This window comes from Agromyces cerinus subsp. cerinus (assembly GCF_900142065.1).
Lineage (GTDB): Bacteria > Actinomycetota > Actinomycetes > Actinomycetales > Microbacteriaceae > Agromyces > Agromyces cerinus.
This window is the reverse complement of the sequence record NZ_FSRJ01000001.1, coordinates 1,233,667-1,257,801: the sequence shown is the minus strand read 5'-3', so window position 1 is coordinate 1,257,801 and position 24,135 is coordinate 1,233,667. Positions and strand designations below refer to the sequence as shown.

22 protein-coding genes are annotated in these 24,135 nt (G+C 70.5%); 7 read left to right on the top strand and 15 right to left on the bottom strand.

Annotated elements, in window-relative coordinates; genetic code table 11:
* Positions 1–9 precede the first annotated feature (9 nt).
* From BUR99_RS05785 to fdxA, 7 genes are all read right to left on the bottom strand, one after another.
* Entirely contained in the window at positions 10–1,017 is a 1,008-nt protein-coding gene (locus BUR99_RS05785) for a LacI family DNA-binding transcriptional regulator (RefSeq protein WP_074259311.1), read from the bottom strand.
* A 29-nt stretch (positions 1,018–1,046) separates the two neighbouring features.
* Positions 1,047–3,218: an alpha-galactosidase gene (locus tag BUR99_RS05780; protein WP_143231467.1), complete on the bottom strand. Its 2,172-nt coding sequence runs from the start codon at positions 3,216–3,218 to the stop codon at positions 1,047–1,049.
* Between the two features lie 88 nt (positions 3,219–3,306).
* Positions 3,307–3,678, bottom strand: coding sequence for a DUF4180 domain-containing protein (locus tag BUR99_RS05775; RefSeq protein ID WP_074259309.1), 372 nt, complete (start codon positions 3,676–3,678; stop codon positions 3,307–3,309).
* Between the two features lie 109 nt (positions 3,679–3,787).
* Entirely contained in the window at positions 3,788–4,198 is a 411-nt protein-coding gene (locus BUR99_RS05770; RefSeq protein WP_074259308.1) for a GreA/GreB family elongation factor, read from the bottom strand.
* A gap of 246 nt (positions 4,199–4,444) precedes the next feature.
* The gene (locus BUR99_RS05765) at positions 4,445–5,077 is read right to left on the bottom strand and encodes a superoxide dismutase (protein WP_074259307.1); all 633 of its coding nucleotides are present in this window, start codon (positions 5,075–5,077) and stop codon (positions 4,445–4,447) included.
* A gap of 56 nt (positions 5,078–5,133) precedes the next feature.
* Complete coding sequence (locus BUR99_RS05760) at positions 5,134–5,655, bottom strand: flavin reductase family protein (RefSeq protein WP_074259306.1); 522 nt, start codon at positions 5,653–5,655, stop codon at positions 5,134–5,136.
* Entirely contained in the window at positions 5,652–5,999 is a 348-nt protein-coding gene (gene fdxA / locus BUR99_RS05755; RefSeq protein WP_074259305.1) for a ferredoxin, read from the bottom strand. Before fdxA ends, BUR99_RS05760 begins: the two co-directional genes overlap by 4 nt.
* A gap of 80 nt (positions 6,000–6,079) precedes the next feature.
* Here fdxA and soxR point away from each other — a divergent pair, with 80 nt between their 5' ends.
* Positions 6,080–6,562 carry a redox-sensitive transcriptional activator SoxR gene (gene soxR, locus BUR99_RS05750; protein WP_074259304.1) on the top strand — a complete coding sequence of 161 codons (483 nt, stop codon included), beginning with the start codon at positions 6,080–6,082 and terminating at the stop codon, positions 6,560–6,562.
* A gap of 81 nt (positions 6,563–6,643) precedes the next feature.
* Here soxR and bla read toward each other — a convergent pair whose 3' ends face one another.
* Positions 6,644–7,567 (bottom strand): class A beta-lactamase, encoded by a 924-nt coding sequence (bla, locus tag BUR99_RS05745; protein ID WP_074259303.1) that lies wholly within the window; start codon positions 7,565–7,567, stop codon positions 6,644–6,646.
* A 74-nt stretch (positions 7,568–7,641) separates the two neighbouring features.
* Between bla and BUR99_RS19880 the strand changes: the two genes are divergently transcribed.
* Together BUR99_RS19880 and BUR99_RS05735 are read left to right on the top strand one after the other, a co-directional pair.
* Positions 7,642–8,586 carry a LysR family transcriptional regulator gene (locus BUR99_RS19880; RefSeq protein ID WP_074259302.1) on the top strand — a complete coding sequence of 315 codons (945 nt, stop codon included), beginning with the start codon at positions 7,642–7,644 and terminating at the stop codon, positions 8,584–8,586.
* On the top strand, positions 8,576–9,481 hold the full coding sequence (locus BUR99_RS05735; RefSeq protein WP_074259301.1) for a serine hydrolase: 906 nt from the start codon (positions 8,576–8,578) through the stop codon (positions 9,479–9,481). The genes BUR99_RS19880 and BUR99_RS05735 overlap by 11 nt, the downstream gene beginning before the upstream one ends.
* 23 nt (positions 9,482–9,504) lie before the next feature.
* Here the strand turns inward: BUR99_RS05735 and BUR99_RS05730 are convergent, their stop codons facing one another.
* The 4 genes from BUR99_RS05730 to BUR99_RS05715 form a co-directional block, all read right to left on the bottom strand.
* Positions 9,505–10,977 carry a carboxylesterase/lipase family protein gene (locus BUR99_RS05730; protein WP_143231465.1) on the bottom strand — a complete coding sequence of 491 codons (1,473 nt, stop codon included), beginning with the start codon at positions 10,975–10,977 and terminating at the stop codon, positions 9,505–9,507.
* A gap of 117 nt (positions 10,978–11,094) precedes the next feature.
* On the bottom strand, positions 11,095–11,616 hold the full coding sequence (gene msrA / locus BUR99_RS05725; RefSeq protein WP_074259300.1) for a peptide-methionine (S)-S-oxide reductase MsrA: 522 nt from the start codon (positions 11,614–11,616) through the stop codon (positions 11,095–11,097).
* Positions 11,613–12,074: a peptide-methionine (R)-S-oxide reductase MsrB gene (gene msrB, locus BUR99_RS05720; protein WP_074259299.1), complete on the bottom strand. Its 462-nt coding sequence runs from the start codon at positions 12,072–12,074 to the stop codon at positions 11,613–11,615. Before msrB ends, msrA begins: the two co-directional genes overlap by 4 nt.
* 162 nt (positions 12,075–12,236) lie before the next feature.
* Positions 12,237–13,445, bottom strand: coding sequence for a serpin family protein (locus BUR99_RS05715; RefSeq protein WP_074259298.1), 1,209 nt, complete (start codon positions 13,443–13,445; stop codon positions 12,237–12,239).
* 259 nt (positions 13,446–13,704) lie between these two features.
* On the opposite strand from BUR99_RS05715, the gene metH reads away from it, so the two are divergent.
* A complete protein-coding gene (gene metH / locus BUR99_RS05710; protein ID WP_394327832.1) occupies positions 13,705–17,277 on the top strand; it encodes a methionine synthase in 3,573 nt (1,190 codons plus the stop codon).
* A 22-nt stretch (positions 17,278–17,299) separates the two neighbouring features.
* On the opposite strand, the gene BUR99_RS05705 is transcribed toward metH, so the two are convergent.
* Genes BUR99_RS05705 through BUR99_RS05695 form a run of 3 tightly spaced genes read right to left on the bottom strand, consistent with a single transcriptional unit; the run spans position 17,300 to position 20,663 of the window.
* On the bottom strand, positions 17,300–18,178 hold the full coding sequence (locus BUR99_RS05705) for a hypothetical protein (RefSeq protein WP_074259296.1): 879 nt from the start codon (positions 18,176–18,178) through the stop codon (positions 17,300–17,302).
* Positions 18,175–20,130 (bottom strand): ATP-binding cassette domain-containing protein, encoded by a 1,956-nt coding sequence (locus BUR99_RS05700; RefSeq protein ID WP_074259295.1) that lies wholly within the window; start codon positions 20,128–20,130, stop codon positions 18,175–18,177. The genes BUR99_RS05705 and BUR99_RS05700 overlap by 4 nt, the downstream gene beginning before the upstream one ends.
* A complete protein-coding gene (locus BUR99_RS05695; protein WP_143231463.1) occupies positions 20,130–20,663 on the bottom strand; it encodes a hypothetical protein in 534 nt (177 codons plus the stop codon). The genes BUR99_RS05700 and BUR99_RS05695 overlap by 1 nt, the downstream gene beginning before the upstream one ends.
* A gap of 214 nt (positions 20,664–20,877) precedes the next feature.
* Here BUR99_RS05695 and BUR99_RS20395 point away from each other — a divergent pair, with 214 nt between their 5' ends.
* The 3 genes from BUR99_RS20395 to BUR99_RS05680 all read left to right on the top strand — a co-directional run bounded on the left by BUR99_RS20395 (position 20,878) and on the right by BUR99_RS05680 (position 24,122).
* The gene (locus tag BUR99_RS20395) at positions 20,878–21,810 is read left to right on the top strand and encodes an aggregation-promoting factor C-terminal-like domain-containing protein (RefSeq protein WP_200802669.1); all 933 of its coding nucleotides are present in this window, start codon (positions 20,878–20,880) and stop codon (positions 21,808–21,810) included.
* Between the two features lie 298 nt (positions 21,811–22,108).
* Positions 22,109–22,924, top strand: a complete 816-nt coding sequence (locus BUR99_RS20500) for an aggregation-promoting factor C-terminal-like domain-containing protein (RefSeq protein ID WP_074259292.1) — start codon at positions 22,109–22,111, stop codon at positions 22,922–22,924.
* 136 nt (positions 22,925–23,060) lie between these two features.
* On the top strand, positions 23,061–24,122 hold the full coding sequence (locus BUR99_RS05680; protein ID WP_084183615.1) for a YihY/virulence factor BrkB family protein: 1,062 nt from the start codon (positions 23,061–23,063) through the stop codon (positions 24,120–24,122).
* The last annotated feature ends 13 nt before the right edge of the window (positions 24,123–24,135 follow it).

Here is a 24,135-nt window from a genome sequence, read left to right as displayed (position 1 = left end):
TTACATCAATCAGTCATCAACCCTGTCAGAAGGAACTGCGGTCGAGCCGCGGACGATGAGCTCGGGTTCGAAAAGGAGTTCGCCGCGGTGCACGGTTCGGTGCTTCAGCAGGCGCGTCAGCACCGGCACGACGGCTTCCGCCAGTCGCTCGACCGGCTGCCGCACCGAGGTCAGCGGCGGGTCGGTGTAGTCGAGCGGGTAGACGTCGTCGTAGCCGACGATCGAGAGGTCCTCCGGAACGCGCAGTCCGCGTCGTCGAACGGCCCTGACGGCTCCCAGCGCGATCTCATCGCTCGCCCCGACGATCGCGGTCAGCGGTGAATCGTCGAGCAGCGCGTTCGTCGCGGAGATGCCGCCCTCGATGCTGTACTCATGGCGCACGACGTGGAACGGACCGTCGTCACCGCGCATCCGCAACGCGGCGATGAAGCCCTCCACGCGCAGCTCGCTGGGGCGGTTGCCGATCGGCCCGGCCGCCAGTCCGATGCGGCGGTGCCCGAGGCGCCAGAGGTGGTCGACCGCGAGCTCCGACGCCATCAGGTCGTTGGTCGACAGCGCAGGCGCCGGCACGCCGGGGAAGTTGCCGTTGATGCACACGAACGGGATGCCTCGGCTCGTGAGCAAGCGATGAACCGCCGGCTCCGCCTCTTCGAGGGTGTTGCTTGCGGAGACGAACACCACCCCGACCGCCCCGGCGTCGACCATCGCGCCGACGAAATCGAGCTCCTGGGTTCCGCCGACCGGCGCGGAGCAGATGACCGCACGCAGTCCTTGAAGCCCCAGGGCGGCGGCGATCCGATCGGCCAGGTGCGCGAAGAACGGATCCCGGAGGCCGGGGGTCACGAGCAGCACCAGGCTGCCGTGCGTCGCTCGTGTGTAGCCGACGCGGCGCATCGCCTCCTCGACCACGCGCCGGGTCTCCGAGGCGACGACCGAGGGGTTGTTGACCACTCTGCTCACCGTCGCCTCGCTGACTCCGGCCGCCTCAGCGACGGCACTCAGCCCGACCTTGGCCATTCGGCTCCCTTTCCACACGACAATCTTGTTCACTCGCGCTCGAGGTGGACGAGCACGGTCGTTTCCGGACGCAACGCCGGAATCTCCACACCCGATGCCATCAGGATGCTACCCGGCAGTGTCACGGGAACGGGGGAGAAGAGACCATACGCGCCGATGCCGTCGACCTCCGCCAGCTCGACCTCCGTGATTCCAGGCATCTCGGCGCGCACCCGGTACCGCGAGGTCGCATCGAGTCCCGGGAGTCGCAAGCGCAGCGTCGAGTCGGGCCCGTGCTCTGCGGCGACGATCGTGTAGAACGCCTCGGATCCGTCGGCGGCGACCACGCCGCGCACGACGGCGTCCTGGCCGGCACGGTCGCCGTTGACGACCTCGCCCGTGTGCAGCAGTTGCCGCAGGCCGACGTAGCGCTCGATCCATCCGCGGAGTTCGGCGAGCTCCTCGGGCGATGTTGTCGTGAGGTCCCATTCGATCCCGAGATGGCCGATGAGGGCCACTGCGGCACGGAACGGCAGCGAATGCGTTCTGCCGGTCGTGTGCGACGTCGGCGAGGCGATGTGCGATCCGATGAGTTCCGGGGGCAGCAGCAGGCCGGTGCCGGTCATGATCCGCATCCGATCGAGCGGGTCCATGTTGTCGGAGGCCCACACGCGATCGGTGTGCTCGATGACCCCGCGATCGACCCGGCCGCCGCCCGAGCTGCAGCTCTCGATCTCCAGGCCGGGGTGCGCGGCCCGGAGCTCGTCCATCAGTCGATACGTCGCCAAGGTCTGACGATGCACCGCGGGCGTGAGGTCGCGCCCGCTGCCGGCCTCGACGAGATCGCGGTTGTGGTCCCACTTGAGGTAGCCGATGCGCGAATCCGAGAGCAGCGTCGACAAGCGGTCCCTGAGGTACTCGTACGCCGCCGGATTGGTGAGGTCGAGCAGCTGCTGGTTGCGCCCCTCGATCGGCAGCGTGTCGCGTGCCCGCATGATCCAGTCGGGGTGTGCGCGCGCAACGTCGGAATCGACGTTGACCATCTCGGGCTCGACCCAGATGCCGAACTGCATGCCCAGTTCGGTGACGAGCGAGACGAGCGGGTCGAGGCCGTTCGGCCACACGGCGGGATCGGGGATCCAGTCGCCGAGGCCCGCGCGATCGTCGCGTCGACCGAGGAACCAGCCGTCGTCGAGCACGAACCGCTCGACCCCGAGGTCGGCTGCGACCGTGGCGAGCCGGGCGAGCTTGTCGAAGTCGTGGTCGAAGTAGACGGCCTCCCAGACGTTGAGGGTGACGGGACGCGGCGATCGCGGATGGTGCGGCCGGGCGCGCAGCGAGGCGTGGTGACGGGCTGCGACGCCGTCGAGACCCGTGCCGTAGGAGGCGTAGACGAGCGGCGATCGATACTCCTCGCCGGTCGCGAGCACGACCTCTCCGGGGAGGAGGAGTTCGCCGCCGCCGAGCACCGCGGCGCTCGACGTGCGCTCGAGGTAGTGCTCGTGATTGCCGCTGAAGCCGACATGCATCGACCAGACCTCGCCGTGGCGGAAGGTGAAGCCGGGGGTGCCGGCGCAGAGCAGCAGCGCCGCATCGAAGCCGGTGCGACCACGACGGGATTCACGCGAGTGCACGCCGTGGCCGACGGTGAACCGCTGCGGCCACCGCTCGTTGCCCCAGCGTCCGGTGAAGTCGAGCCCCTCGCTCGCATACGTCGGCACGGGGAGCACGAGTCGCAGCGCGTCGAGACGGTACGGGGCCGCCGAGGTGTTGCGGATCGTGGCCTGCATGGTCACGATTCCGGATGCCTCCATCTCAATGCAAAGGTCGAACTCGAGCGCCGCCCAGTCGTCGCGGGCGCGGATGTCGACCCGACCCGCTCCGCTCGAGACCGTGTCGTCGGCTGCGAGCACCCGGCCGTCGAGGGCGGTCTCGACCACGGTGAATCGCGGAGACCATGCGCCGCCGTCGCGGCTGCCGACCACGCCGGGCCTGCCGAACCATCCGTCGCCGTGCTCCGGAACGATGGTGAGTGCGTGTCGCGCGGCGGGGCCGCTCGTTGTGGCCACCTGCTCGGCGACGATGCACGCGATCTGGAGTTCGTCGGGCGTCAACTCGCCGAGCGCTCGGCCCCAGTGCGTCACCTCCGGCAGACCTGTGGAATGGATGCGCAGGAGCAACGAGACGCCGGCGGATGTCAGATGCACTACCGAAAGAGACATACTGCAAGTATCAAGCAAGATCCTGCATTGTTCCAGCAGGGGTTCAGCCTTTCACGCGGTCATGAATCCTCATGAGGCGCAATGGCCCTCAGCGCCGGGCGCGTGCCGCGAGCCTCGCGGCGAGGGCGGCGACGTCGGGCACGAACCACGCGGCATCGCCTCGGTTCGCATCCCGCACGAACGCGTCGAAGGCATCGTTCGCCGCCGTGTGCTCGGTCACGTCGCCCACGATCGCGACGCGCAGGCGGTAATCGCCGAACTTGCCGAGCACCTCGTCGGCGAAGCCGCTCGAGAGGTCGAAGAACCGTTCGTCGAGTCGTTCGACCGGGATCGCGATGAGGTTCGCCCGGTTCGACCAGGCGCCGCCGACCAGGTCGGAGGTGTCGTCATCGGTCGCGATCGTCGGGCCGTCGATGTCGAGACGATCGACGCGCACTCCATGGAGCTCTTCGATGGGCATGACCCCACGCTAGACCCGGCGTGCACGAAACGGCGCAGGAAACGGCGCAGCAGACGAGCGGATGCCGCGGGTGGCGTGCACCCGCGGCATCCGCTCGATTCTCGTTCGATCAGCCGAACGGCACCGCTTCGAGCACCGTGACCTGCACGGCGCGGTTCGGCGCCTGGTAGGTGACGGCGTCGCCGACGTAGTGCCCGGTGATCGCCGCGCCGAGCGGCGAGGTCGGCGAGTAGACGTCGAGGTCGACGGTCGAGTCGAGGTCGGCGAGCTCGCGGCTGCCGAGCAGGAAGCTCGTGGGCTCCGCGTCGTCGTCGAACCGCACCGTGATGCGCATGCCGGGCTCGACGAGCCCGTCGTCGGGCTTCAGGCCGACCTCGGCGTTGCGCACCATCGCACGAAGCTCGGTGGCTCGCGCCTGCTCGGTGTCGGTCAGCGTTCGGCCGGGCCGCGAGAGCTCGACGAGTTCCGCCTCGAGCCGCTCGAGCGCGGCCGGGGTCATCCACACGGATTCCGTGGTCATCGCGGAATTCCTCCCTTTCGGCGACCCCGCGGGGTCGTCTGGAACAGAACTTCCCAGCCTAGTCGAGTCGGCTCGAGAGGGATACCGCCTACTGGCTCAACCAGGCGATCAACGTGCCGATCGCGGTGAGGAGGATCAACGCGAGCAGTCCATAGCGCCGGAGCTGCACCGCGAGGAGCGCGACCGACGGGCGCCGGCGCGGTCTGCGCCGGCGCCGTGGCGCGCGAGGGGGTTCGGGCGGAGTGCTCAGCTGGCCCTCGGCACGATAAGGCCGTTGGTGGCGGTGCTGGCGGCCGCGAACCGCGCCTGCACGTCGGCCCAGTTCACGATCTCCCAGAAGGCCTTCACGTAGTCGGCGCGGACGTTCCGGTAGTCGAGGTAGTACGCGTGCTCCCAGACGTCGAGCTGCAGCAGCGGGGTGACGCCGAGCGGTGCGTTGCCCTGCTGGTCGAAGAGCTGGAAGATCACGGGGCGGGCGCCCACGCTGTCCCAGGCGAGCACCGCCCAGCCGGAGCCCTGCACGCCGAGCGCCGTCGCGGTGAAGTGCGCGCGGAACGCGTCGAACGAGCCGAAGCCGTCGTCGATCGCGGCAGCCAGCTCGCCCTCGGGGGAGCCGCCGCCGTCGGGCGACATGTTCTGCCAGAACACGCTGTGGTTGATGTGACCGCCGAGGTTGAACGCGAGGTCCTTCTCGAGCTTGTTCACGTTGGCGAGGTTGCCGCTCTCACGGGCCTCGGCGAGCTGCTCGAGCGCAGTGTTCGCGCCCGTGACATAGGCCTGGTGGTGCTTCGAGTGGTGCAGCTCCATGATCGTGGCCGAGATGTGCGGCTCGAGCGCCGAGTAGTCGTACGGCAGTTCTGGCAGTGAGTAGGCGGGCATCCGGATGCTTCCTTTCGGTGTGCCGATCGCGTGTGCGGTGCGGCGGGTGGCGGGAGTCAGAGTTCGGGGGCGGCGTGATCGAGGCGGTGGAAGCGGCGATCACGGTAGACGAGCGAGGGTGCCTGCTCGCCGAGGAACACGTCGAGCACTTCGGCGACGACGAGTGAGGACCCGCCGACCGGCACCACGTGCAGCGTACGACAGCGGAGCGCTGCCGGGGAGTCGGCGAGCCACGGCTCACCGGTCTCGAGACGCGACCAGCCCTGCTCGGGAGTGAAGCGGGGTTGGCCTGAGCGGGCGAAGGCGCGGGCGACGTCGACGTGGTGCGCGCCGAGGAAGTGCACGACGATGCTGTCGGCGGCGAGCAGTGCGCCGGCCGAGCCCGTGGCCCGGGTCACCGAGAACGACAGGGCGGCCGGCTCGGCCGAGACCGACGCGACGCTCGACGCGGTGAGGCCGACCGGGCCGTCGGGCGTCATACCGGTGATGAGCGCGACGCCGGCCGGGTGATCGCGGAACGCGGCCTTGAACGCGATGGCGGTGGCGACGTCGTCGCGCGTGGTCGCGGCATCCGTCATGCGTGCGCCTCCTGAGGTGGCAGCGCGGAGATGATCGGGTGGTCGAACGCCAGCAGCCCGGTCTTCGCCGCACCGCCGGGGGAACCGAGCGGCGACCGCGCCCCGACCGACACCTCGAAGAACTCGACGTTGGCCTTGTAGTAGTCGGCCCACACGTCGGGCAGGTCGTCTTCGTAGTAGATGGCCTCGACCGGGCACACGGGTTCGCACGCACCGCAGTCGACGCATTCGTCAGGATGGATGTAGAGCGAGCGCTCGCCCTCGTAGATGCAGTCGACGGGACACTCGTCGATGCATGCCTTGTCTTTCACGTCGACGCATGGCAGCGCGATCACATACGTCACCTGGCGGTCACCGACTTCACGAATCGCATGCCTCTACCGTAAAACCTCAAGTACCCTTGAAGTCAAAACGAGGGGGTCGGATGTCGCAGCATGACGCAGTCGAGGCCGAACCGGCAGCAGTCGGCAAGCACGCGCCCGACGAGCTGCTCACCGTCGGCGAGATGAGCCGGCGCACCGGGGTGGCGCCGTCAGCGCTGCGCTACTACGAGGACCTCGGGCTCATCGCCTCGCACCGCACCGACGGCAATCAACGGCGCTACCCGCGCCACATGCTGCGCCGGGTCTCGCTCATCTCGGTCGCGAAGCGACTCGGCATCCCGCTCTCCGACGTGCAGACCGCCTTCGAGAACGTGCCCCTCGACACGACCCCGAGCCACGAGGACTGGCAGCAGGCGTCGCGACGGTGGAAGCGGCAGCTCGAGCTGCGCCGGCAGGGCATCGAACAGCTCGAACGCGAGCTCACCGGATGCATCGGCTGCGGCTGCCTCTCGATGAAGGCGTGCCGACTGCTGAACCCCGACGACGAGCTCGGCGAGCACGGGTCGGGGCCGCAGCGGCTCTGACAGAGGTGGATTCGAGCGGGTCGTCGATGGTTCAGGCTCGTCGCCGAGATTCGGGATCGAGTAGGAACGCGCGCCGACCCGTCAGGCCGCGACGATGAGCCGCGTGACGTCGGCGAGCACATCGTGGTTGCTCGGAGCGTCGGCGCGGTCGGTGCGGGTCAGGATCGCGAGCGTCAGGGCCTCCTCGCCCGGACGCCAGATCACCCCGGCGTCGTTGACGACGCCGTAGCCGCCGAGACCGGTCTTGTCGGCGAGTTCGAACGGGGGCGTCAGGCCAGCGAGAATGCGCTTGCCCGAGGTCGTGTTCCGCAGCATCCACTCCTGGAGCCGCGCGGTGGTGAGGGCGCCGGCACCCTGGTCGATGAGCAGGAGTTGCAGGAGGAACGCGATGTCGTCGGGTGTCGACGTATCGCGCTCGTCGCCCGGCGTCGCCTCGTTGACCTGGGGTTCCGGACGGTCGAGTCGGGTTCGGTTCGCGCCGAGGGAGCGGGCGAAGGCCGTCACAGCCTGCGGGCCGCCGAGCTCCCGCAGCAGCAGGTTGCCGGCGGTGTTGTCGCTGTAGCGGATGGCGGCGTCGGCCATCTCCTCAGGGGTGGCCAGCCACGTGTCGCGATTCAGCCTCGTGTCCTTGCCGACGACGTCGGCCAGGGTGAACGGGATCGGCTTCGCCCAGTAGACGTCGTCGTAGCCCCGCGCCTGCACGAGGGCGCCCGCGGCGAGGGTCTTGAACACCGAGCACATCGGGAAGAGCTCGTCGCCGCGATACCTGAAGGCCCGCCGCGAGTCGTGCCACAGTGCGGTGACGCCGATGGTGACGGAGGTCGCCCGCTCCAGCTCAGCGATGGCCTCGGTCAGCCGCCGGTGGCCGCCGACCGCAGGCGCTGACGGCGCCGCGAACGCGGGCGTCGCCGAGAACGCCGCGGCTGCCGCGCCCGCCGTGGTGAGACCGCCGATGGCGAGCAGGGATCGTCGGGAGAGCTGGTTGGAGTTCGGTCGATTCGTCATGTCCGGGAGTCTGTCCGCGACCCGTTGATGCAGGCAAAGGCCGTATCGCCGTGATCGATGCGAGAATCGCATGCATGGCGCGACACCTCGATCTGCGGGCGGCGTGCGAGGCATTCGTGTCGGTCGCCGAGCGCGAGAGTTTCACGGCCGGTGCCATCGGTGCCGGCGTCACCCAATCCGTTGCCAGCCGGCGCATCGCGGCCCTCGAGCAGCACCTCGGCGCACGCCTCTTCGAACGCACCTCGCGCCGTGTGGTGCTGACGGAGTTCGGCCGGGGGGTGCTGCCGAGTGCGATCAAACTCGTCGACGCCGCGCTCGAACTCTCCGAGGACGCCGAGCGGTCGCATCGGCTTCCCGTGACGGTCGGCGTGCCGCACGCCTTCGAACCCGCCGTGGCCGCGGGGATCGCCGCTGCCGCAACGCGCCGGACGATGACCGTCGAGTTCGTGCCCGGCCTTCCGGCGGATCGCGAGGCGGCGTTCGCGGCCGGGCGCAGCTCGCTCAACCTCGAACCCGTCGCGCCCGATCGAGCCCGATGGGCGGCGGCACTCGGAGTCGGGGTCGGGGCGGACGTGCCGATCCGATCGGACGGTGACTTCTTCTTCTCCGAGCTCCGGCCGCGCCGCGGCATCCGCTCGCTCGTCAGAGTCTGGCTGGCGCCCGAAGACGACGTGCCGCACGTTCGCGACCGGCTCGAACGGGTGCGGAACGGCGCGGGACTCGCACCGGCCCAGCTGCGAACGGCGCCGTCGCTCATCACGGCGATGTCGGCGGGGCTGGGCGGAGGCGACCTGGTGCTCTGCACGAGCGCCGAGGCGCTCGCGTTCGGACTCCGCTGGCGAGCACTCGGTGATCTGCGTCTCGTGCGCGGGTACGCCCTCGCCGCACGCGAACGGGAACTCGGGTCGCGGTTCCTCGAGTTCGCCGGCCCGAGTCTCGCAGAGCTGCTGCAGTCCGCCCCGGTCGCCGTCGGCCGGGCCGAGACCCTGCCGACGCGGAGCGGAACGCATGAAGACTGATCGCGCCGTGCTCCGCGACGCCGCAGAGGTACTGAGCTCGGCAGGCCTCCGCGCATCGATCGTCGTGCGCGACCTCGGCAGCGGCCGGCAGCTGTCGATCGCGGCCGACGACCCCTACCCGCTCGCCTCCGTCGTGAAGCTGCCGCTCGCGCTCGCCGTGCTGCAGGGCATCGACGAGGGCCGGCTCGACCCGGCTCGGCCGGTGACCCTCGAACCGGCGGAGCGAACGCCCGGGCAGACGGGCTACTCCCGGTTCCAGCACCCGACCACCGTCTCGATCGAGGACCTGCTCTACATGGCCGTGTGCCTGAGCGACAACACGGCGGCGGACGCCCTGTTCGACCTCTGCCCTCCCGCTGAGGTCACGGCGTCACTCCGGGAGACGGGCATCGCCGGCATCACCGTGCGGCACTCGATCCTCGAACTGCACCGCACCCTCGCGAGCGTGCTGCCACCCGAGCAGATGCCGCAGGCGCTTGCGCTCGCCATCCGGGCATCGACTCGCGGCGGCGGGCACCTGATTCCCCAACTCGACGTGTCGAGCGCGAATGCGGGCACGGCGAGCGCCTGCGTCGACCTTCTCGATCGCATCTGGCGGTCGCCCTCGCTCGGCGGTCAGAAGAACCGGCTGCGCAGTCTGCTCGCGATGAACGTCATGCGGCAGCGACTCGCTCCCGACCTGGAGTCGGACGACGCGGCCTGGCATTCGAAGACCGGCACGTTCCTGCACCTGCGCCATGAGGTGGGCGTGCTCGAACACGCCGATGGCCGTGCGCTCGCCATCGCGGTGCTCAGCGAGTCATCCGTGCCGGCGCAGCGCCAACCCGCCGCCGAGCAGGCGCTGGGGCTCGCGGCGAAGCTGCTGCACGATCGGGTCCGCTCGGCCGCGGCCTGACGGCCGAGCGAACCCGCGCCGCATCAGCCTCCGAGCTCCTGCAGCTCGTCGAGACGCGGTGCCGGCACGACCGGGTCACCGGCGCCGTCGAAGACGCGCACCGGGCGCTCGGCGTTCCACTGCGGCCATCCGGGTTCGCCGGCGGTCGCGAAGGCGACCCACGCCGCGTGCATGGCCGAGGCGAGCGACTGCGGCGCGGATGCCCCGGCGAGCGCCACCGAGTCGGGCGCGGCGAGCCCGTCGAAGACGAACCCGAGCTCCACGGCGTGCGCCGCGCCGAGGTCGCGCACCGGGCTGCGCCACGCGAACTCGTAGACCCACGTCGGTGCGCCGGCCGTTGCCCGCGCATCCGCCACCCGGTACTCGGAACGTCGCAGCAGCACGTCCGTGAGGATCGCGCCGAACACCTCGCCGTGCTTCGCCCCGGGCCGGTTGGCGCGGTATCGGCGCACTGCGGTCGCGGAGATCTTCGCAGCGCGCCGGCCGATGGCCAGATGCAGGCGGGTGATCTTGTCCACAGCGCCGCTCGGTACGAGCCAGAGGCGGTACTCCTCCGTGGTCGTCCCGATGAGGAGCGGCACGTTCGACGAGGCGCCGGCCGCGAGGCGGTCGGCGGGGGATGCGGGCACGAGGTCGTCGTCGGCCGCGATGGTGAAGGCCGGACCGCCGCCGAGTGGCGAGCTGCCCGCGAGCACCTTGGCCTGCGCCGCCACGAGTCGATCGGGATCGATCGCCGCGAAGGCGTCGCGGGTGGCGGGAACGCCGAGTTCGCGGGCGATGAGCCCGGTGATCCTGCCGGCGTCGGCGGGGGACTTCACCTCGAGCGGACCGCTCATGACGATCGCCCGCTGCATCACCTCGCTCGCGACGGGCGACGCGGCAAGGGCCGCGACGGTCGCTCCGCCGGCGGACTGGCCGAAGACCGTGACACGGGCGGGGTCGCCGCCGAACGCGGCGATCTCGCGCTGCACCCAGCGGAGCGCGGCGAGCTGGTCGTGCAGGCCCAGGTTCAGGGGAGCGCCCTCGAGCACGGAGAATCCCTCGGTGCCGAGCCGGTAGTTGACCGAGACGAACACCACGCCGTCGCGGGCGAACGTCGTGCCGTCGTATCCGGGCAGCGCGTTCGACCCGTGCTTCAACGAGCCGCCGTGCATCCAGACCATGACGGGCAGCTGGGGGCCCGCGGCATCCGACGGCGCCCAGATGTTGACGTTCAGGATCTCGTCGCCCGGGATCGCGACGGTCGGCAGCAGCTCGCCGAGCGCACCGGCATAGGGCGCTTGCGGAGCGGTCGGTCCGAAGGCCGTCGCGTCGCGGACTCCCTGCCACGGCTCGACCGGTGCCGGCAGGCGGAACCGGCGCTCGCCGAAGGGCGCTGCGGCGTACGGAACACCGAGGTACCGGGCGATGCCGTCGGTGGTCTCGCCGCGGAGGGCGCCGATGGTGGTCTCGATGACACCCTCGAGGGGTGCCCGCTCGTCGCTGAGTGGTTGCACCAGCTCATCCTGCCGGTCGGGCGCCGGTTCGCGCTAGACGCAGTCGGCGGTTGCCGTCGCCGGATGAAGTCGAGCCCCGACGATCGATCGATCGCCGGGGCTCGAGTGGTGGGACGACTACGCCGCGGGCTCGCTGTCGCGCTTCGGCAGCTTCCATCCCGGCCGAACGAAGTGGCACGTGTAGCCGTTCGGGTACTTCTCCAGGTAGTCCTGGTGCTCGGGCTCGGCCTCCCAGAACGGGCCGGCGGGTGCGACCTCGGTCGTGGCCGGGCCCGGCCAGAGGCCCGAGGCGTCGACATCCGCGATGGTGTCGAGGGCGACGGCCTGCTGCTCGCCGCTCGTCGGGAAGATCGCCGAGCGGTAGCTCGTGCCGATGTCGTTGCCCTGGCGGTTCAGCGTCGACGGGTCGTGGATCTGGAAGAAGAACTCGAGGAGGTCGCGGTACGACTCGACCTCGGGGTCGAAGACGATCTCGATCGCCTCGGCATGGGTGCCGTGGTTGCGATAGGTCGCGTTCGGCACGTCGCCACCCGTGTAGCCGACGCGGGTGCTGATGACCCCGGGGCGCTTGCGGATCAGATCCTCCATGCCCCAGAAACAGCCGCCGGCGAGGATCGCGGTCTCGGTTCGTGCAGTCATCGTGCGTTCTCCTGGTTCTCGAACAGTGCGCGGTATCGACCGTAGCCCGCCTCGTCCAGCTCGGCGAGCGGAACGAAACGCAGGGCCGCGGAGTTCATGCAGTAGCGGAGCCCGCCGGCGTCGGCCGGGCCGTCGTCGAAGACGTGGCCGAGGTGGCTGTCGGCCCCGCTCGACCGCACCTCGACGCGCTTCATGAAGAGCGAGCGGTCGGTCTTCTCGGTGACGGCGTCGGGCTCGATCGGCTTCGTGAAGCTCGGCCAGCCCGATCGACTGTCGTACTTGTCGGTCGAGGCGAAGAGCGGCTGCCCCGAGACGACGTCGACGTAGATGCCGGGCTCGTGGTTGTTCCAGTACTCGTTGCGGAACGCCGGCTCGGTGCCGTCCTCCTGCGTGACCGAGTACTGCTTCGAGGTGAGGCGGGCGATGGCCTCGGGAGTCTTCCGGTAGTCCTGTGACACGTGGTCCTCCTGGTTCGGCGCCGCCGGCTGCGACGCTCACTGGAGAGAACAGCAGGGGGCGCGAGGCTGTTCCGGTTCGAGGGCCTGCCCGCTGTGGGTTTCCTGTGAGCGGATGCCGCGTCCAACGCCCATGACGACTGTGGGCCTCACGGTGACGGCGTCTCAGCCGCGGGGATCGTGAACGCTGCCGACGAAGAGCACAGCGCCGGTCTGACGGTCGCTGACGGTGAATGCGAACGGCCGGTCGACCCGGAGAGGCGGAGGTCCTGCGGACTCCGCCACGACCCCGCCCGTGACGGCCGCGGCCTCGGTGCCCCTCTCGTCGACCCGGATGTAGGTCTTCTGCACGACGGTGTCGAGGAACGGGTCGGCCGGCGACATCGGGGTGAAGTCCCCTCCTTCGAAAGCAGACACCATCCCGAGCGATTGAAGAACGGCTGTGAGGTTCGCGTCCCACTCGAGCTCGAAGCGCGGCAGTGCGATCTCGGAGAACGTGGCCGCCTCGAGGCCGTCGACCGCGTTCCGCCAGACCTCGGCGTCGAGGTCGTCGAGAAGCTCGTCGAGTGCCACGTCCTCGTCGGGCAGCAGCACCTCCATGCCGAAGCGCTCGTTGTCGCCATAGGGAAGCCGGAGCATCTGGAAGCCATCACCGAAGGAGGTCTCCACCTCGGCGGCGCTGCGATGCATGGTCGGCACCGCGACCGCATCGCCGCCGGCCAGGTCGAATGGCGCTTCCCTGGTGTCGTTCTCGTCGAATGCGGTGGTCCAGGTGCCCTGGAAGTACACGGTATTGAGCAACACGAGCACCGCCTGCGGATTGGGCAGACCGAGGTCCGCGGCGATCTCATCGATCAGCCCCTCGGTGCGTTCGTCGACCCAGTCGTCGATGGCGTCGGAGGCATCCTGCGAGCCGAGGTCGACCTCATCGAGCGTCGCCCCGTAGGTGGCCTGTACGAACGAGACATAGTCGTCCTCGAACGGATAGCCTTCGGCCGCCCACAGCGAGTTCGCGATCGCCAACGTGACGTCATCGGTACCGACCAGATCGGCGAGCAGAGCCGCGTACCGTGTGTCCCGGGGGCTGTCGAGGCCCAGTAGTTTGACCATCTCCTCGGCGTTGTCCCCACCGGCACCGGCGGCCACCATCGCCAGCAGCACCGACGCCGACAGCGGTGAGGTGACGGTGTTGGCACCATCATCTGCGACTGCGGTGTGCAGAGCGAAGCCGAAGGCGTTGACGCCACCGGCCGCCGCGGTAGCGTCTTCGGCCGAGAGGTTGCTCGCGAGATCGGCGTCCATGGTGTCGCCCGCGCCGCCGTCCGGCTGGCCAGCGACCCCGCCACAGGCGGCGAGGACGAGCGTGAGAGCCACAACGAGTCCGGCCCGCGACGCTGGCCTGTGTCCAGATACGCGGGACTCTGCAGCAGACGGAGCATGTCGGGTCATACCCAGACTCTGTCCAAGAGTTGGTGTTTCTTGCATGCTCCTGTCCACAGCGCGGTGGAACCTGCGTCGCAGATGACGCGGCGGCCGTCACACGCGGGGCGGCCCGCAACCGGATCGTTACGATTGCCGGGTGACTCAGGCCTCAGCGCAGACGGACCCCGCCTCGACCGACATCGAGGGTGCGGTGCGACCCGAGCGCTCGGTGCACCTGCTCGAAGCGCTCGCGCAGCGCGTCGTCATCGCCGACGGGGCGATGGGCACGATGCTGCAGGAACACGACCCGAGTCTCGACGACTACCAGCAGCTCGAGGGCTGCAACGAGATCCTGAACGTCAGCCGCCCCGACATCATCGGGCGGATCCACGACGCCTACTTCGAGACCGGCATCGACGCCGTCGAGACGAACACCTTCGGCGCGAACTGGTCGAACCTCTCCGACTACGGCATCGACGACCGCATCGAGGAGCTCGCCGCCGCGGGTGCCGCGATCGCGCGGGAGCGCGCAGAGGCCTGGCAGGCGCGCGACGGCCGCGAACGATGGGTCCTCGGGTCCATGGGGCCGGGCACGAAGCTGCCGAGCCTCGGGCACACGAGCTACGCGCACCTCAAGTCGACGTTCGCGCTGCAGGCCGAGGGCCTCATCCGCGGGGGCGCCGACGCCTTCCTCGTCGAGACCTCTCAAGACCTGCTGCAGACCAAGAGCGCCGTGAACGGCTGCAAGCAGGCGATCGCCGCGACCGGCGTGCGGCTGCCGATCTTCGTCGCGGTGACCGTCGAGACGACCGGCACCATGCTCATGGGCTCCGAGATCGGCGCGGCGCTCACGGCGCTCGAACCGCTCGGCGTCGATGCGATCGGCCTGAACTGCGCGACTGGGCCCGACGAGATGAGCGAGCACCTGCGCCACCTCTCGAAGTTCTCGAACGTGCCCGTCATGTGCATGCCGAACGCGGGCCTTCCCGTGCTCGGCGCGAACGGGGCGAGCTACCCGCTCACTCCAGAGGAGCTCGCGACCGCGCACGAGCAGTTCGTGCGCGAGTTCGGCCTGGGCCTCGTCGGCGGATGCTGCGGCACCACGCCGGCGCACATGAGCGCCGTCGTCGCGAGGCTGCGGGGCGCCGAGGCATCCGCTCGCCGCATCGAGGCCGACCCCGGCGTCGCGAGCCTCTACCAGCACGTCAGCTTCGAGCAGGAGAGCTCGTACCTCGCGATCGGCGAGCGCACGAACGCCAACGGGTCGAAGGCGTTCCGCGAGGCGATGCTCGACGAGCGGTGGGACGACTGCGTCGACATCGCCCGCAACCAGGTGCGCGACGGCGCGAACCTGCTCGACGTGTGCGTCGACTACGTGGGGCGCGACGGCGTCGCCGACATCCGCGAGGTCGTCTCCCGGCTCGCGAGCGCCTCGACGCTGCCGCTCGTGGTCGACTCGACCGAGCCGGCCGTGCTGCAGGCGGGGCTCGAGCTCATCGGAGGCCGACCCGTCGTCAACTCCGTGAACTTCGAGGACGGCGAGGGCGGCACGAGCCGCTTCGCCCGCATCATGCCGCTCGTGAAGGAGCACGGCGCCGCGGTGATCGCACTCACGATCGACGAGGAGGGCCAGGCGCGCACCGCCGAGAACAAGGTGCGGATCGCCTCACGGCTCGTCGACACGCTCGTGGGCGAGTGGGGCATGCGCGTCGACGACATCATCGTCGACGCCCTGACGTTCCCGATCGCGACGGGGCAGGAGGAGACGCGGCGCGACGCCATCGAGACGATCGATGCGATCCGGCAGATCACCGCGAAGTACCCGGGCATCAACACGACGCTCGGTGTCTCGAACGTGTCGTTCGGCCTGAACCCGGCGGCGCGATCAGTGCTGAACTCGGTGTTCCTGCACGAGGCGGTCGAGGCCGGCCTCACGAGCGCGATCGTCGACGCGGCCAAGATCGTGCCGCTCGCCTCGGTGCCCGAGGACCGCCGCAAGGTCGCCCTCGACCTCGTGTGGGACCGGCGCGAGTACGACGCCGACGGCACCCTCACCTACGACCCCCTCGTCGCGATGCTCGACCTCTTCGCGGGGGTCGACATGGCTGCGATCCGCGATGCTCGCGCCGCTGAGCTCGCCGCGCTGCCCGTGGGCGAGCGACTCGAGCGTCGCATCATCGACGGCGAGGCGAAGGGGCTCGACCTCGACCTCGACCTCGCCCGTGCCGGCGGGCTCACCGCGATCGACATCATCAACGTGCACCTGCTCGAGGGCATGAAGGTCGTCGGCGAGCGCTTCGGCTCGGGCGAGATGCAGTTGCCGTTCGTGTTGCAGTCGGCCGAGGTGATGAAGAGCGCCGTGGCCCTGCTCGAGCCGCACATGGAGAAGTCGTCCGCCGGCGGCAAGGGGAAGATGGTCATCGCCACCGTGCGCGGCGACGTGCACGACATCGGCAAGAACCTCGTCGACATCATCCTCTCGAACAACGGCTACGAGGTGATCAACCTCGGCATCAAGCAGCCCATCGCCGACATCATCAAGGCGGCCGAAGAGCACGACGCCGACGTGATCGGCATGTCGGGCCTGCTCGTGAAGTCGACCGTGGTGATGAAGGAGAACCTCGAGGAGCTGAACGCCAGGGGGCTCGCGAAGCGCTGGCCCGTCATCCTCGGCGGCGCCGCCCTGACCCGCACCTATGTCGAAGACGACCTCGCGGGTATCTTCGACGGCGAGGTGCGCTACGCCCGCGACGCCTTCGAGGGGCTCGCGCTCATGGAGCCGCTCGTCGCGATCGCCCGCGGCGCCGACCCGGCGACGGTCGGCCTGCCCGCCCTCAAGAAGCGCATCCACCGACCGGGACTGCTCACCGTCACCGAGCCCGAGGACATGCCGGCACGATCGGATGTCGCAGCCGACAACCCCGTGCCGACGCCGCCGTTCTGGGGCACCCGCATCGTGAAGGGCATCGCGCTCGCCGAATACTCCGCGTTCCTCGACGAACGCGCGACCTTCATGGGGCAGTGGGGACTGAAGCCGAGCCGAGCCGACGACGGCGCGAGCTACGACGAGCTCGTCGAGACCGAGGGGCGACCGCGACTTCGCTACTGGCTCGACCGCATCCTCGCCGAGGGGCTGCTCGACGCCTCGGTCGCCTACGGCTACTTCCCGGTCGTCGCCGACGGCGACGACATGGTCGTGCTGCACCACGGCGACGACCCCGACGGTCGGCTCGGCGCTGCGGGCCTGCTCGCCCCCGACGGCGGATCGGGCGGTGCGATCGGCAGCGACCGGCTGCGATTCCACTTCCCGCGCCAGCGCCGCGATCGGCACCTCTGTCTCGCCGACTTCGTTCGCTCGCGCGACGCCGGGCAGGTCGACGTCGTCGCCGTGCAGCTCGTGACCGCCGGGCAGCGGGTCAGCGAGGCGACCGCGACGATCTTCGCCGAGAACCGCTACCGCGACTACCTCGAGCTCAACGGCCTCGCCATGCAGCTCACCGAGGCGCTCGCCGAGTACTGGCACTCGCGGGTTCGCGACGAGCTCGGCCTCGGCGGCGAGGACCCCGATGACGTCGCAGGTCTCTTCAAGCTGCACTATCGCGGGGCGCGCTTCTCGCTCGGCTATCCTGCGTGCCCCGACATGGAGGACCGCCGCAAGGTCGTCGAGCTGCTGAAGCCCGAACGCATGGGCGTCGTGCTCTCGGAGGAGCTGCAGCTGCACCCCGAGCAGTCGACCGACGCGTTCGTCTTCCACCACCCCGAGGCGAAGTACTTCTCCGTCTGAGGTCGAGGTCGGCGGCGGAGGTCTACGGCCGCCGAGTCGCCCTGCGCTGCGAAGGCAGTTTCGCCCGCCGGAGCGAGGCGAGCACGGCGGGGCCGATCAGTGCGATGCCGATCACGGTCGTCACCGCGCGCACCGTGTCCCAGGTGAGCGTCGACGTCACGAGCGAGTAGAGCGCGAACGACGCGAGGTTCTCGCCGATCGGCGCCGCGCCGTCGTAGGAGATGTCGGTGCCCATGCCGAGGGCGAACGGCCAGAACCAGAGGTTCATCACGAGCCCGAACGCATAGGCGGCCACGACCCCGTATCCGGCGAGCATGGCGATCTCGAGGGCGGTCGCGCGGCGCACGGCCGCAACGGTCGCCGCCCGCGGGCGGATCGCCGGTAGCAGTCCGGCCCCCGCGGCCACCCAGGCGCACGCGAACATCTGGAACGGCGTCCATGGACCGATGCCGCCCCACAGCACCGACGACACGGCGATCGTGAGCATGCCGAGCAGGAACCCGAATCGGGCGCCGAACGCCCTCCCGGCCAGGATCAGCAGGACGAAGACGGCCTCGATGCCGCCGACGCCGGCTCCGGCGATGCGGATGCCGGCGCCGATGGCCGCGAGCACGCCGAGCAGCGCCACCGCCTTCGCCGAGTGCATCTGCCGATCGAGGGCGGCGAGCACGACGGCGATGACCGCGGGCAGCACCGCGAAGGCCACGAAGGGCGCAGCACGCTGGGCGTCGGCCGGCACCGCCGTCGCGACGAGCGGCCAGCCGAACGCGGCGAGGGCGAGCGTGCTGCCGGCGAGGAGCGCCACGGTGGTGGCGCGTTCGCGACGAACGGCGGCACGGTCTCCGCGGGCGCGGTCGTCGACGGCGACGTGCTGATCGGATCGCGGCGAGACGACGGTCACGCGATCACCTCCGCCGTGGTGCGCGGGGCCGGTGCCACCGCGCCCCGCACGATGGTGAGCTCGCGGCTCGCGAACCGGGCCGCGAACTCGCGGTCGTGCGTCGCGAACAGCACGACCCTGCCGTCTCGGGCGACCGTGACGAGTGCATCGCCCACGAGACGCCGAGCCGATGCGTCGAGCCCGCGCGCCGGTTCGTCGACGAGCAGCGCGGCAGGCGACGGGGCGAGCTGGATGGCGATCGCGAGGCACAACCGCTCGCCGGCGGAGAGGTCGCGAGGATGCCGCAGGAGCAGGCCCTCGCCGAGGTCGCGGCCGAGCAGCGCAGCGAGCGTCTGGGCGGTCGGCGTCGACGGCCGGTTCCGGCGGTCGGCACGGTGGCACTCGGCGGCGACGGTCGTGCTGAAGAAGAGGTCGTCGAACTGCTCGGGCACGAGCGTGATCGCACGTCGTCGGGCTGCCGGGTCGAGCGAAGCGACATCGACGCCGTCGATCGTGATGCCGCTCGGGGCATCCGGCACCGCCATCGCACTCAGCAGGCTGCTCTTGCCCGCGCCGTTCGCTCCGGTGATCGCGACGAGTTCGCCGGCCCGCAGCGTGAAACGGGCATCGCGCACTGCGACGGTGTCGCCATGCCGCGCGTCGAGTCCCTGCACCGAGACGAGCGGATGGCTCCGCTCCGTCACCGCCCGATCATCGCCGGCTGCAGTGCTCGCCGATGTCGAAGCGGGCGTCGGCGGGAGCATCGGCGCGTCGCCGATCGTGACCCGCCCACCGTCGATCTCGAGCCAGGTATCGGCGATGCGCTGCCACTCCGCGGTGCGATGCTCGGCCACGACGACGCAGGTGCCCGACTCGTGCGCGACCCGGTCGAGTACCTCGCAGACGAGCTCTCGCGCCGCCGTGTCGAGCTCGGCGAGGGGTTCGTCGACGAGCAGGAGGGCGGGGCGGGAGACGAGCGCCGCGGCGATCGCGACGAGCGTCGCCTCACCGGCGGAGAGCGCGGTGACCTGCCGGTCGAGGAGCCGCGCGATGCCGAGGTCGTCGGCCGTCTGCCGCACGCGCTCGTCGATGTGCGCGGCGTCGACGCCCTGCGTCGTCAGCGCGAAGCCGATCTCGTCATGCACCGTCTCCGCCACGAACGAGAGGCGAACCTGCTGGGCGACGACGCCGACGAAGCCGGCCGTCTCACGGGGCGGGAAGCGGCGACGATCGAGCCCGCCGATCTCCATGCTTCCGTCCTGCCGTCCACCCTCGAAGTGCTGGAAGAGACCGCTCATCGCGTCGAGCAGGCTCGACTTGCCCGAGCCCGTCGCGCCCGACACGATGGTCAGGCTGCCAGGGGCGAGCTCGAAGTCCACGTCGTCGAGGCGCCAGGCGCCGCCCTGGTCGAGCGAGGCCGCGGCGCACCGCACCGGTCGCTCGACGTCGGCGGTCGGCCGAGCGGATGCCGCGAACCCGCGCACCTCCATCGAGGCGGCGAGGGCGAGGGCCCGTTCGACCGTGTGCTCGAAGACCGGCACGAGGAGGGCCGCCGGCCCGCGTTCCCCGCGAAGGGCGGCAGCCCGACGCATCCGTCGCACCGACTGCGCGAGCGCCGGAGCGGTGGCCCAGGCGATGACGAGTGCCCGGGAGACGGCCCGGATCGGGCCGCGGGTCGCGCCGAGCACGAAGAGGCGCTGCACGTCGATGAGTGCGTTCAGCACGCCGAAGGCGAGGATGACGGCCGCGAACGGCAGCGCGCTGACGGCGGCGTTCCAGATGCCGCCGCTCGTGATCGGTCCGAAGAGCGCGATGTGGGCGAACGGGCCCTCGAGCGGAACGCGCGGCACGTCGAGGAGGAGCACTCCGCCGCCGGCTGCCCCGCCGAACACCATGCGATAGGCGACGCGCGACACCACGAACACCGCTGCGACGATCGCCGCCGCCCGCAGAGGTGCCGCGCGGTACCGCATCAGCCGGCCGGGGTCGGAGTCTCCGTGCCGGTCGTGTAGACGAGGCCGACCGTCTGTCCGGGCTCCAGTTCGAGGGTGCCGAGGCCTTCCTGTGCGTACTCCCACTCCGCCTCGGCCGACGGCTTCACCCAGAGCGCCCAGTAGGCGTAGGCGGGCGGCATCGACTGGCAGGACTCGACGAACGAGGCCTCGCCTGCGACCTCGACGGTCTCGTCGGGACCGGGCCGGTCGTTCACCCGGCAGACGATCGCGTCGCCCCACTCGACCGAACCCTCGGTCGTGACGCCGGCCTCGTCGAGCGCCGCGGTCGCGGCGATCGCGGATGCCGCGTCGACGCACTCCGATGCGCCCTCGGCGTCGAGCGTGCCGAAGTCGACGACCACGCCGACGCCCGCGCAGTCGGCGCCGGCTTCGGCGCTCGCCTCGGCGGTCGCCGCAGCGGTCGGATCGGTGGTCGTGGCGGGGGTCGCGGCGGCGCAGCCGCTCAACGCGAAGACGCCGACGAGGAGGAGGGAGATGAGGGGGGATCGCACGTCGACCACCCTACCGACGCCCGGTTCGCCGACCTCGCCGCGTGAAACACCCCGACATGAACGGGCGTGACACCTGTCACGAAGGGGTTGCGAACCCGAGGAACCCTTCGGTTAGTCTGTGCGGATTGGCTACTTCCCGCGGGCGGAAGGCGCTCGCGGATCGTCGCACGATGGGGGATCGGCCGGTGAGTCGCGTCCCCCGCTGGGGAGAAGCATGAGCGAAGCGTCCGGAGTCTCGACCACCGCACGGCCCACGACGGGCGGACCGACCGGACCATCGGCTCCACGCAGGCGCACACGACCCGGGCGCTGGCGTGCGGTGGCATCCGGAGCCTCCGTGCTCGCGCTGGCTGCCGTGGCGGGCACCGGTGTCATCACGAACGACACCGTCGCCGAACGCGCGGAGCAGGCGGCGGAACAGGTCGCCGAGACGGCGCAGCTCTCGGCGGCGACCGACCTCGACGCGAGCCAGTTGGACACCCACGGGGGCATTCTCACGGCGCGGGCCGCTCAGGACGCGGTCGATGCGCTGATCGCGGCGGACGCGGTGATCGCGGCAGCCGACGGCAAATCGGATGCCTCGGATCTCGAGGCATCCGTCGCCGCATTGAAGTCGTACGAACTCCTCGCGCCCGAGCGCGTCTTCGAGCTCGCCGACGCAGCTCGCGCCCACGCGGTCACCGTGCAGGCCGCGGTCGTCGAATTCGATCGCGTCGCGGCGGAGCAGGCAGCCGCGGCCAGACAGGCCGCAGCGGAGCAGGCGGCCGCCGAACGTGCAGCGGCCGAGCGCGAGGCGGCGACACCACCGGCGGGCGGCGGACCTGCGCCGGCGGCGCCCGCGAACCCGAGCGAGGCGCAGGTGATCGCCCGCGACATGATGGCTGCTCGCTACGGCTGGGGCGACGATCAGTTCGGCTGCATCGTCGAGCTCTGGAATCGGGAATCCGGCTGGAACGTCACCGCAGGCAGCCCGGCCGGCGCCTATGGGATCCCGCAGGCCCTGCCCGGGAGCAAGATGGCGTCGGCGGGCGCGGACTGGCAGACGAGCGCGGCCACGCAGATCAGTTGGGGGCTCGGTTACGTGGCCGGACGATACGGCACTCCGTGCGGTGCGTGGGCGCATTTCCAGGCGAACAACTGGTACTGATCCCTTCGTTGGGTCGATACATCAGCGTCCGGACCCGCCCCTCGATTTGGATGACTTTCACAGGGGAAGCTGAGGTTCTGTCCAGAAGGCCTCGGCAGACTGGCCACTTCGCCCGGGCGCCCCCGCTCGTGGAACGTCGACCAAGGGTCGTCCAGCGCTCTGCGCCGTGCCGATCCGCCTTGTGAAAGTCATGCAGAACCAGTCATCCACTTCTGAAAACAACCAGCCCGAAGCCCGCGAGACCGGAGCCCTCCGACCCAGGTCGCGTAGAAACCGCCCCGTCTGGAGGAGCGGTCCCATGCTCGCAGCGGGCGCCGTCGTCGCCGTCGGCGCCATGGTCGGCACCGGTTTCGCCGTGCAGTCCGCCGTCGCCGCGACGACCGACAGCATCGCCGAGACCGACGCCCTGCGCGACGCCGCGAACCTCGATGTGGAGCAGCTCGGCTCGCACGCCGGCATCCTCGAGGCGCGGGCCGTCAAGGCCGCGAACGACACCATCGCCGCTGCGAACGACACGATCGCGGCGGCGAAGGGCAAGGCCGACGCCACCGAGCTCGCCTCGTCCGTTGCGGCGCTCGGCAACTACCGGCTCCTCGCCCCCGAGCGCGTCTTCGAACTCGCCGACCGCACGGAAGCCCATGTCGCGCCGGTGCAGGCCGCTGTGGCGCAGGCCGACAAGATCGCCGCCGCGAAGCAGGCGGAGGCCGCGGCTGCCGCTGCTGCTGCGGCCGCAGCCGCCGCCGAGGCGGAGGCCGAAACGGAGTCGTCGGAGTCCTCGACCGGCTCGCGCCCGAGCGGCCCGGCGAACCCCAGCGGCGCCCAGGCGATCGCGCGCGACCTCATGGCCGCGCAGTACGGGTGGGGTGCCGACCAGTTCGGTTGCCTCGTGTCGCTCTGGGATCGCGAGTCCGGCTGGAACGTCTACGCCGAGAACTCCTCGAGCGGTGCGTACGGCATTCCGCAGGCCCTGCCCGGCAGCAAGATGGGCACGGCCGGCAGCGACTGGCAGACCAACCCCGCCACCCAGATCACCTGGGGCCTCGGCTACATCGCCGGCCGGTACGGCACGCCGTGCGGCGCGTGGGACCACTCGGAGTCTGCCGGCTGGTACTGATACCGAACGGATGATCGAACGGCGGCGACGTCGGGCCTCGAGCCCGTCGTCGTCGCCGTTCGGCGTTTCCGGCCGAATCGGCGGCACCGGCGTGGATCGTCGGCCCGCGGCAGCCGCGCATCGATAGCCTGACGGCATGAGCGAGCCCGGGGGAGACGGTCCGAACGCCGCGAAGCGGGGCGCGTTCGCCGGAATCATCGCGTTCGGCACGCGTGTCACGGCGTGGGCGCTCGAGCTGAAGCCGGCGCGCGCGTTCCTCCTCTACTTCGAACGCCACGGCCCCATGCTCGCCGACAGCGTGACGTACCGGGTGCTCTTCTCGATCTTCGCGGGCGTCTTCCTCGGCTTCGCGATCGCGGGCATCTGGCTCGCCGGAAATCCCGACGCCCTCGCCGCGCTCGTCGAGACGGTCGACGCCGCGATTCCCGGCCTCTTCGGCGAGGACGGACTGATCGCGGCCGGCGATCTCGTGCAGCCGCTCACGCTCAGCATCGCCGGCCTCCTCGCGCTCGTGGGTCTCGTCGGCGCCGCGATCGGCGCGATCGGGTCGCTCCGCACCGCCTTCCGTCGCCTCGGCTCCCAACCGGACGACCAGACCTTCTTCATCTGGGTCATGCTTCGCGATCTGCTCCTCGCGATCGGATTCGGCGCAGCCTTCGCCGCGGCCGCGGCCGTCACGGTCTTCAGCACGACGGCGCTCGGCACCATGCTCGGCTGGCTCGGCATCTCGAGTCACGACGCGGTCTTGGACGCCTCCTCCCGGTTCGTCACGATCGCGGTGACGTTCGTGATCGACGCGCTCCTGATCGCGGTCATGTTCCGCGTGCTCTCCGGCATGCGGCCGAGCGCCCGCTCGCTCTGGAGCGGATCGCTCCTCGGCGCCGTCGGTCTCTCGGTGCTGCAGGTGCTCTCCGGCCTCTTCGTCGGCGGGGCGACGAGCAATCCGCTGCTCGCCTCGTTCGGCTCGCTGATCGCCCTGCTCATCTGGCTGAACCTCTCGAGCCAGGCCATCCTCATCGCCGCGGCGTACATCGTGACCGGCGTCGACGACGAGCACGATCGCGTGCAGGCGCGGTACGGCGCTCCGACGCTGGCGATACGCCGGATGCAGCGGGCGGAGCGTCGGGCGACGGATGCCGCGGCCGAACTCGTCGCGGCTCGCGAAGCCGTCGAGAAGGAGCGTGCGGGCGGCTCGTGACGTGGGGCCTCCC

What these genes read in the sequence shown, in the direction of transcription:
- BUR99_RS05785 (WP_074259311.1), bottom strand. Translation starts at nt 1,017, where the DNA reads ATGGCCAAGGTCGGGCTGAGTGCCGTCGCTGAGGCGGCCGGAGTCAGC.
- BUR99_RS05780 (WP_143231467.1), bottom strand. Translation starts at nt 3,218, where the DNA reads ATGTCTCTTTCGGTAGTGCATCTGACATCCGCCGGCGTCTCGTTGCTC.
- BUR99_RS05775 (WP_074259309.1), bottom strand. Translation starts at nt 3,678, where the DNA reads ATGCCCATCGAAGAGCTCCATGGAGTGCGCGTCGATCGTCTCGACATC.
- BUR99_RS05770 (WP_074259308.1), bottom strand. Translation starts at nt 4,198, where the DNA reads ATGACCACGGAATCCGTGTGGATGACCCCGGCCGCGCTCGAGCGGCTC.
- BUR99_RS05765 (WP_074259307.1), bottom strand. Translation starts at nt 5,077, where the DNA reads ATGCCCGCCTACTCACTGCCAGAACTGCCGTACGACTACTCGGCGCTC.
- BUR99_RS05760 (WP_074259306.1), bottom strand. Translation starts at nt 5,655, where the DNA reads ATGACGGATGCCGCGACCACGCGCGACGACGTCGCCACCGCCATCGCG.
- soxR (WP_074259304.1), top strand. Translation starts at nt 6,080, where the DNA reads ATGTCGCAGCATGACGCAGTCGAGGCCGAACCGGCAGCAGTCGGCAAG.
- bla (WP_074259303.1), bottom strand. Translation starts at nt 7,567, where the DNA reads ATGACGAATCGACCGAACTCCAACCAGCTCTCCCGACGATCCCTGCTC.
- BUR99_RS19880 (WP_074259302.1), top strand. Translation starts at nt 7,642, where the DNA reads ATGGCGCGACACCTCGATCTGCGGGCGGCGTGCGAGGCATTCGTGTCG.
- BUR99_RS05735 (WP_074259301.1), top strand. Translation starts at nt 8,576, where the DNA reads ATGAAGACTGATCGCGCCGTGCTCCGCGACGCCGCAGAGGTACTGAGC.
- msrA (WP_074259300.1), bottom strand. Translation starts at nt 11,616, where the DNA reads ATGACTGCACGAACCGAGACCGCGATCCTCGCCGGCGGCTGTTTCTGG.
- BUR99_RS05700 (WP_074259295.1), bottom strand. Translation starts at nt 20,130, where the DNA reads ATGCGGTACCGCGCGGCACCTCTGCGGGCGGCGGCGATCGTCGCAGCG.
- BUR99_RS20395 (WP_200802669.1), top strand. Translation starts at nt 20,878, where the DNA reads ATGAGCGAAGCGTCCGGAGTCTCGACCACCGCACGGCCCACGACGGGC.
- BUR99_RS20500 (WP_074259292.1), top strand. Translation starts at nt 22,109, where the DNA reads ATGCTCGCAGCGGGCGCCGTCGTCGCCGTCGGCGCCATGGTCGGCACC.
- BUR99_RS05680 (WP_084183615.1), top strand. Translation starts at nt 23,061, where the DNA reads ATGAGCGAGCCCGGGGGAGACGGTCCGAACGCCGCGAAGCGGGGCGCG.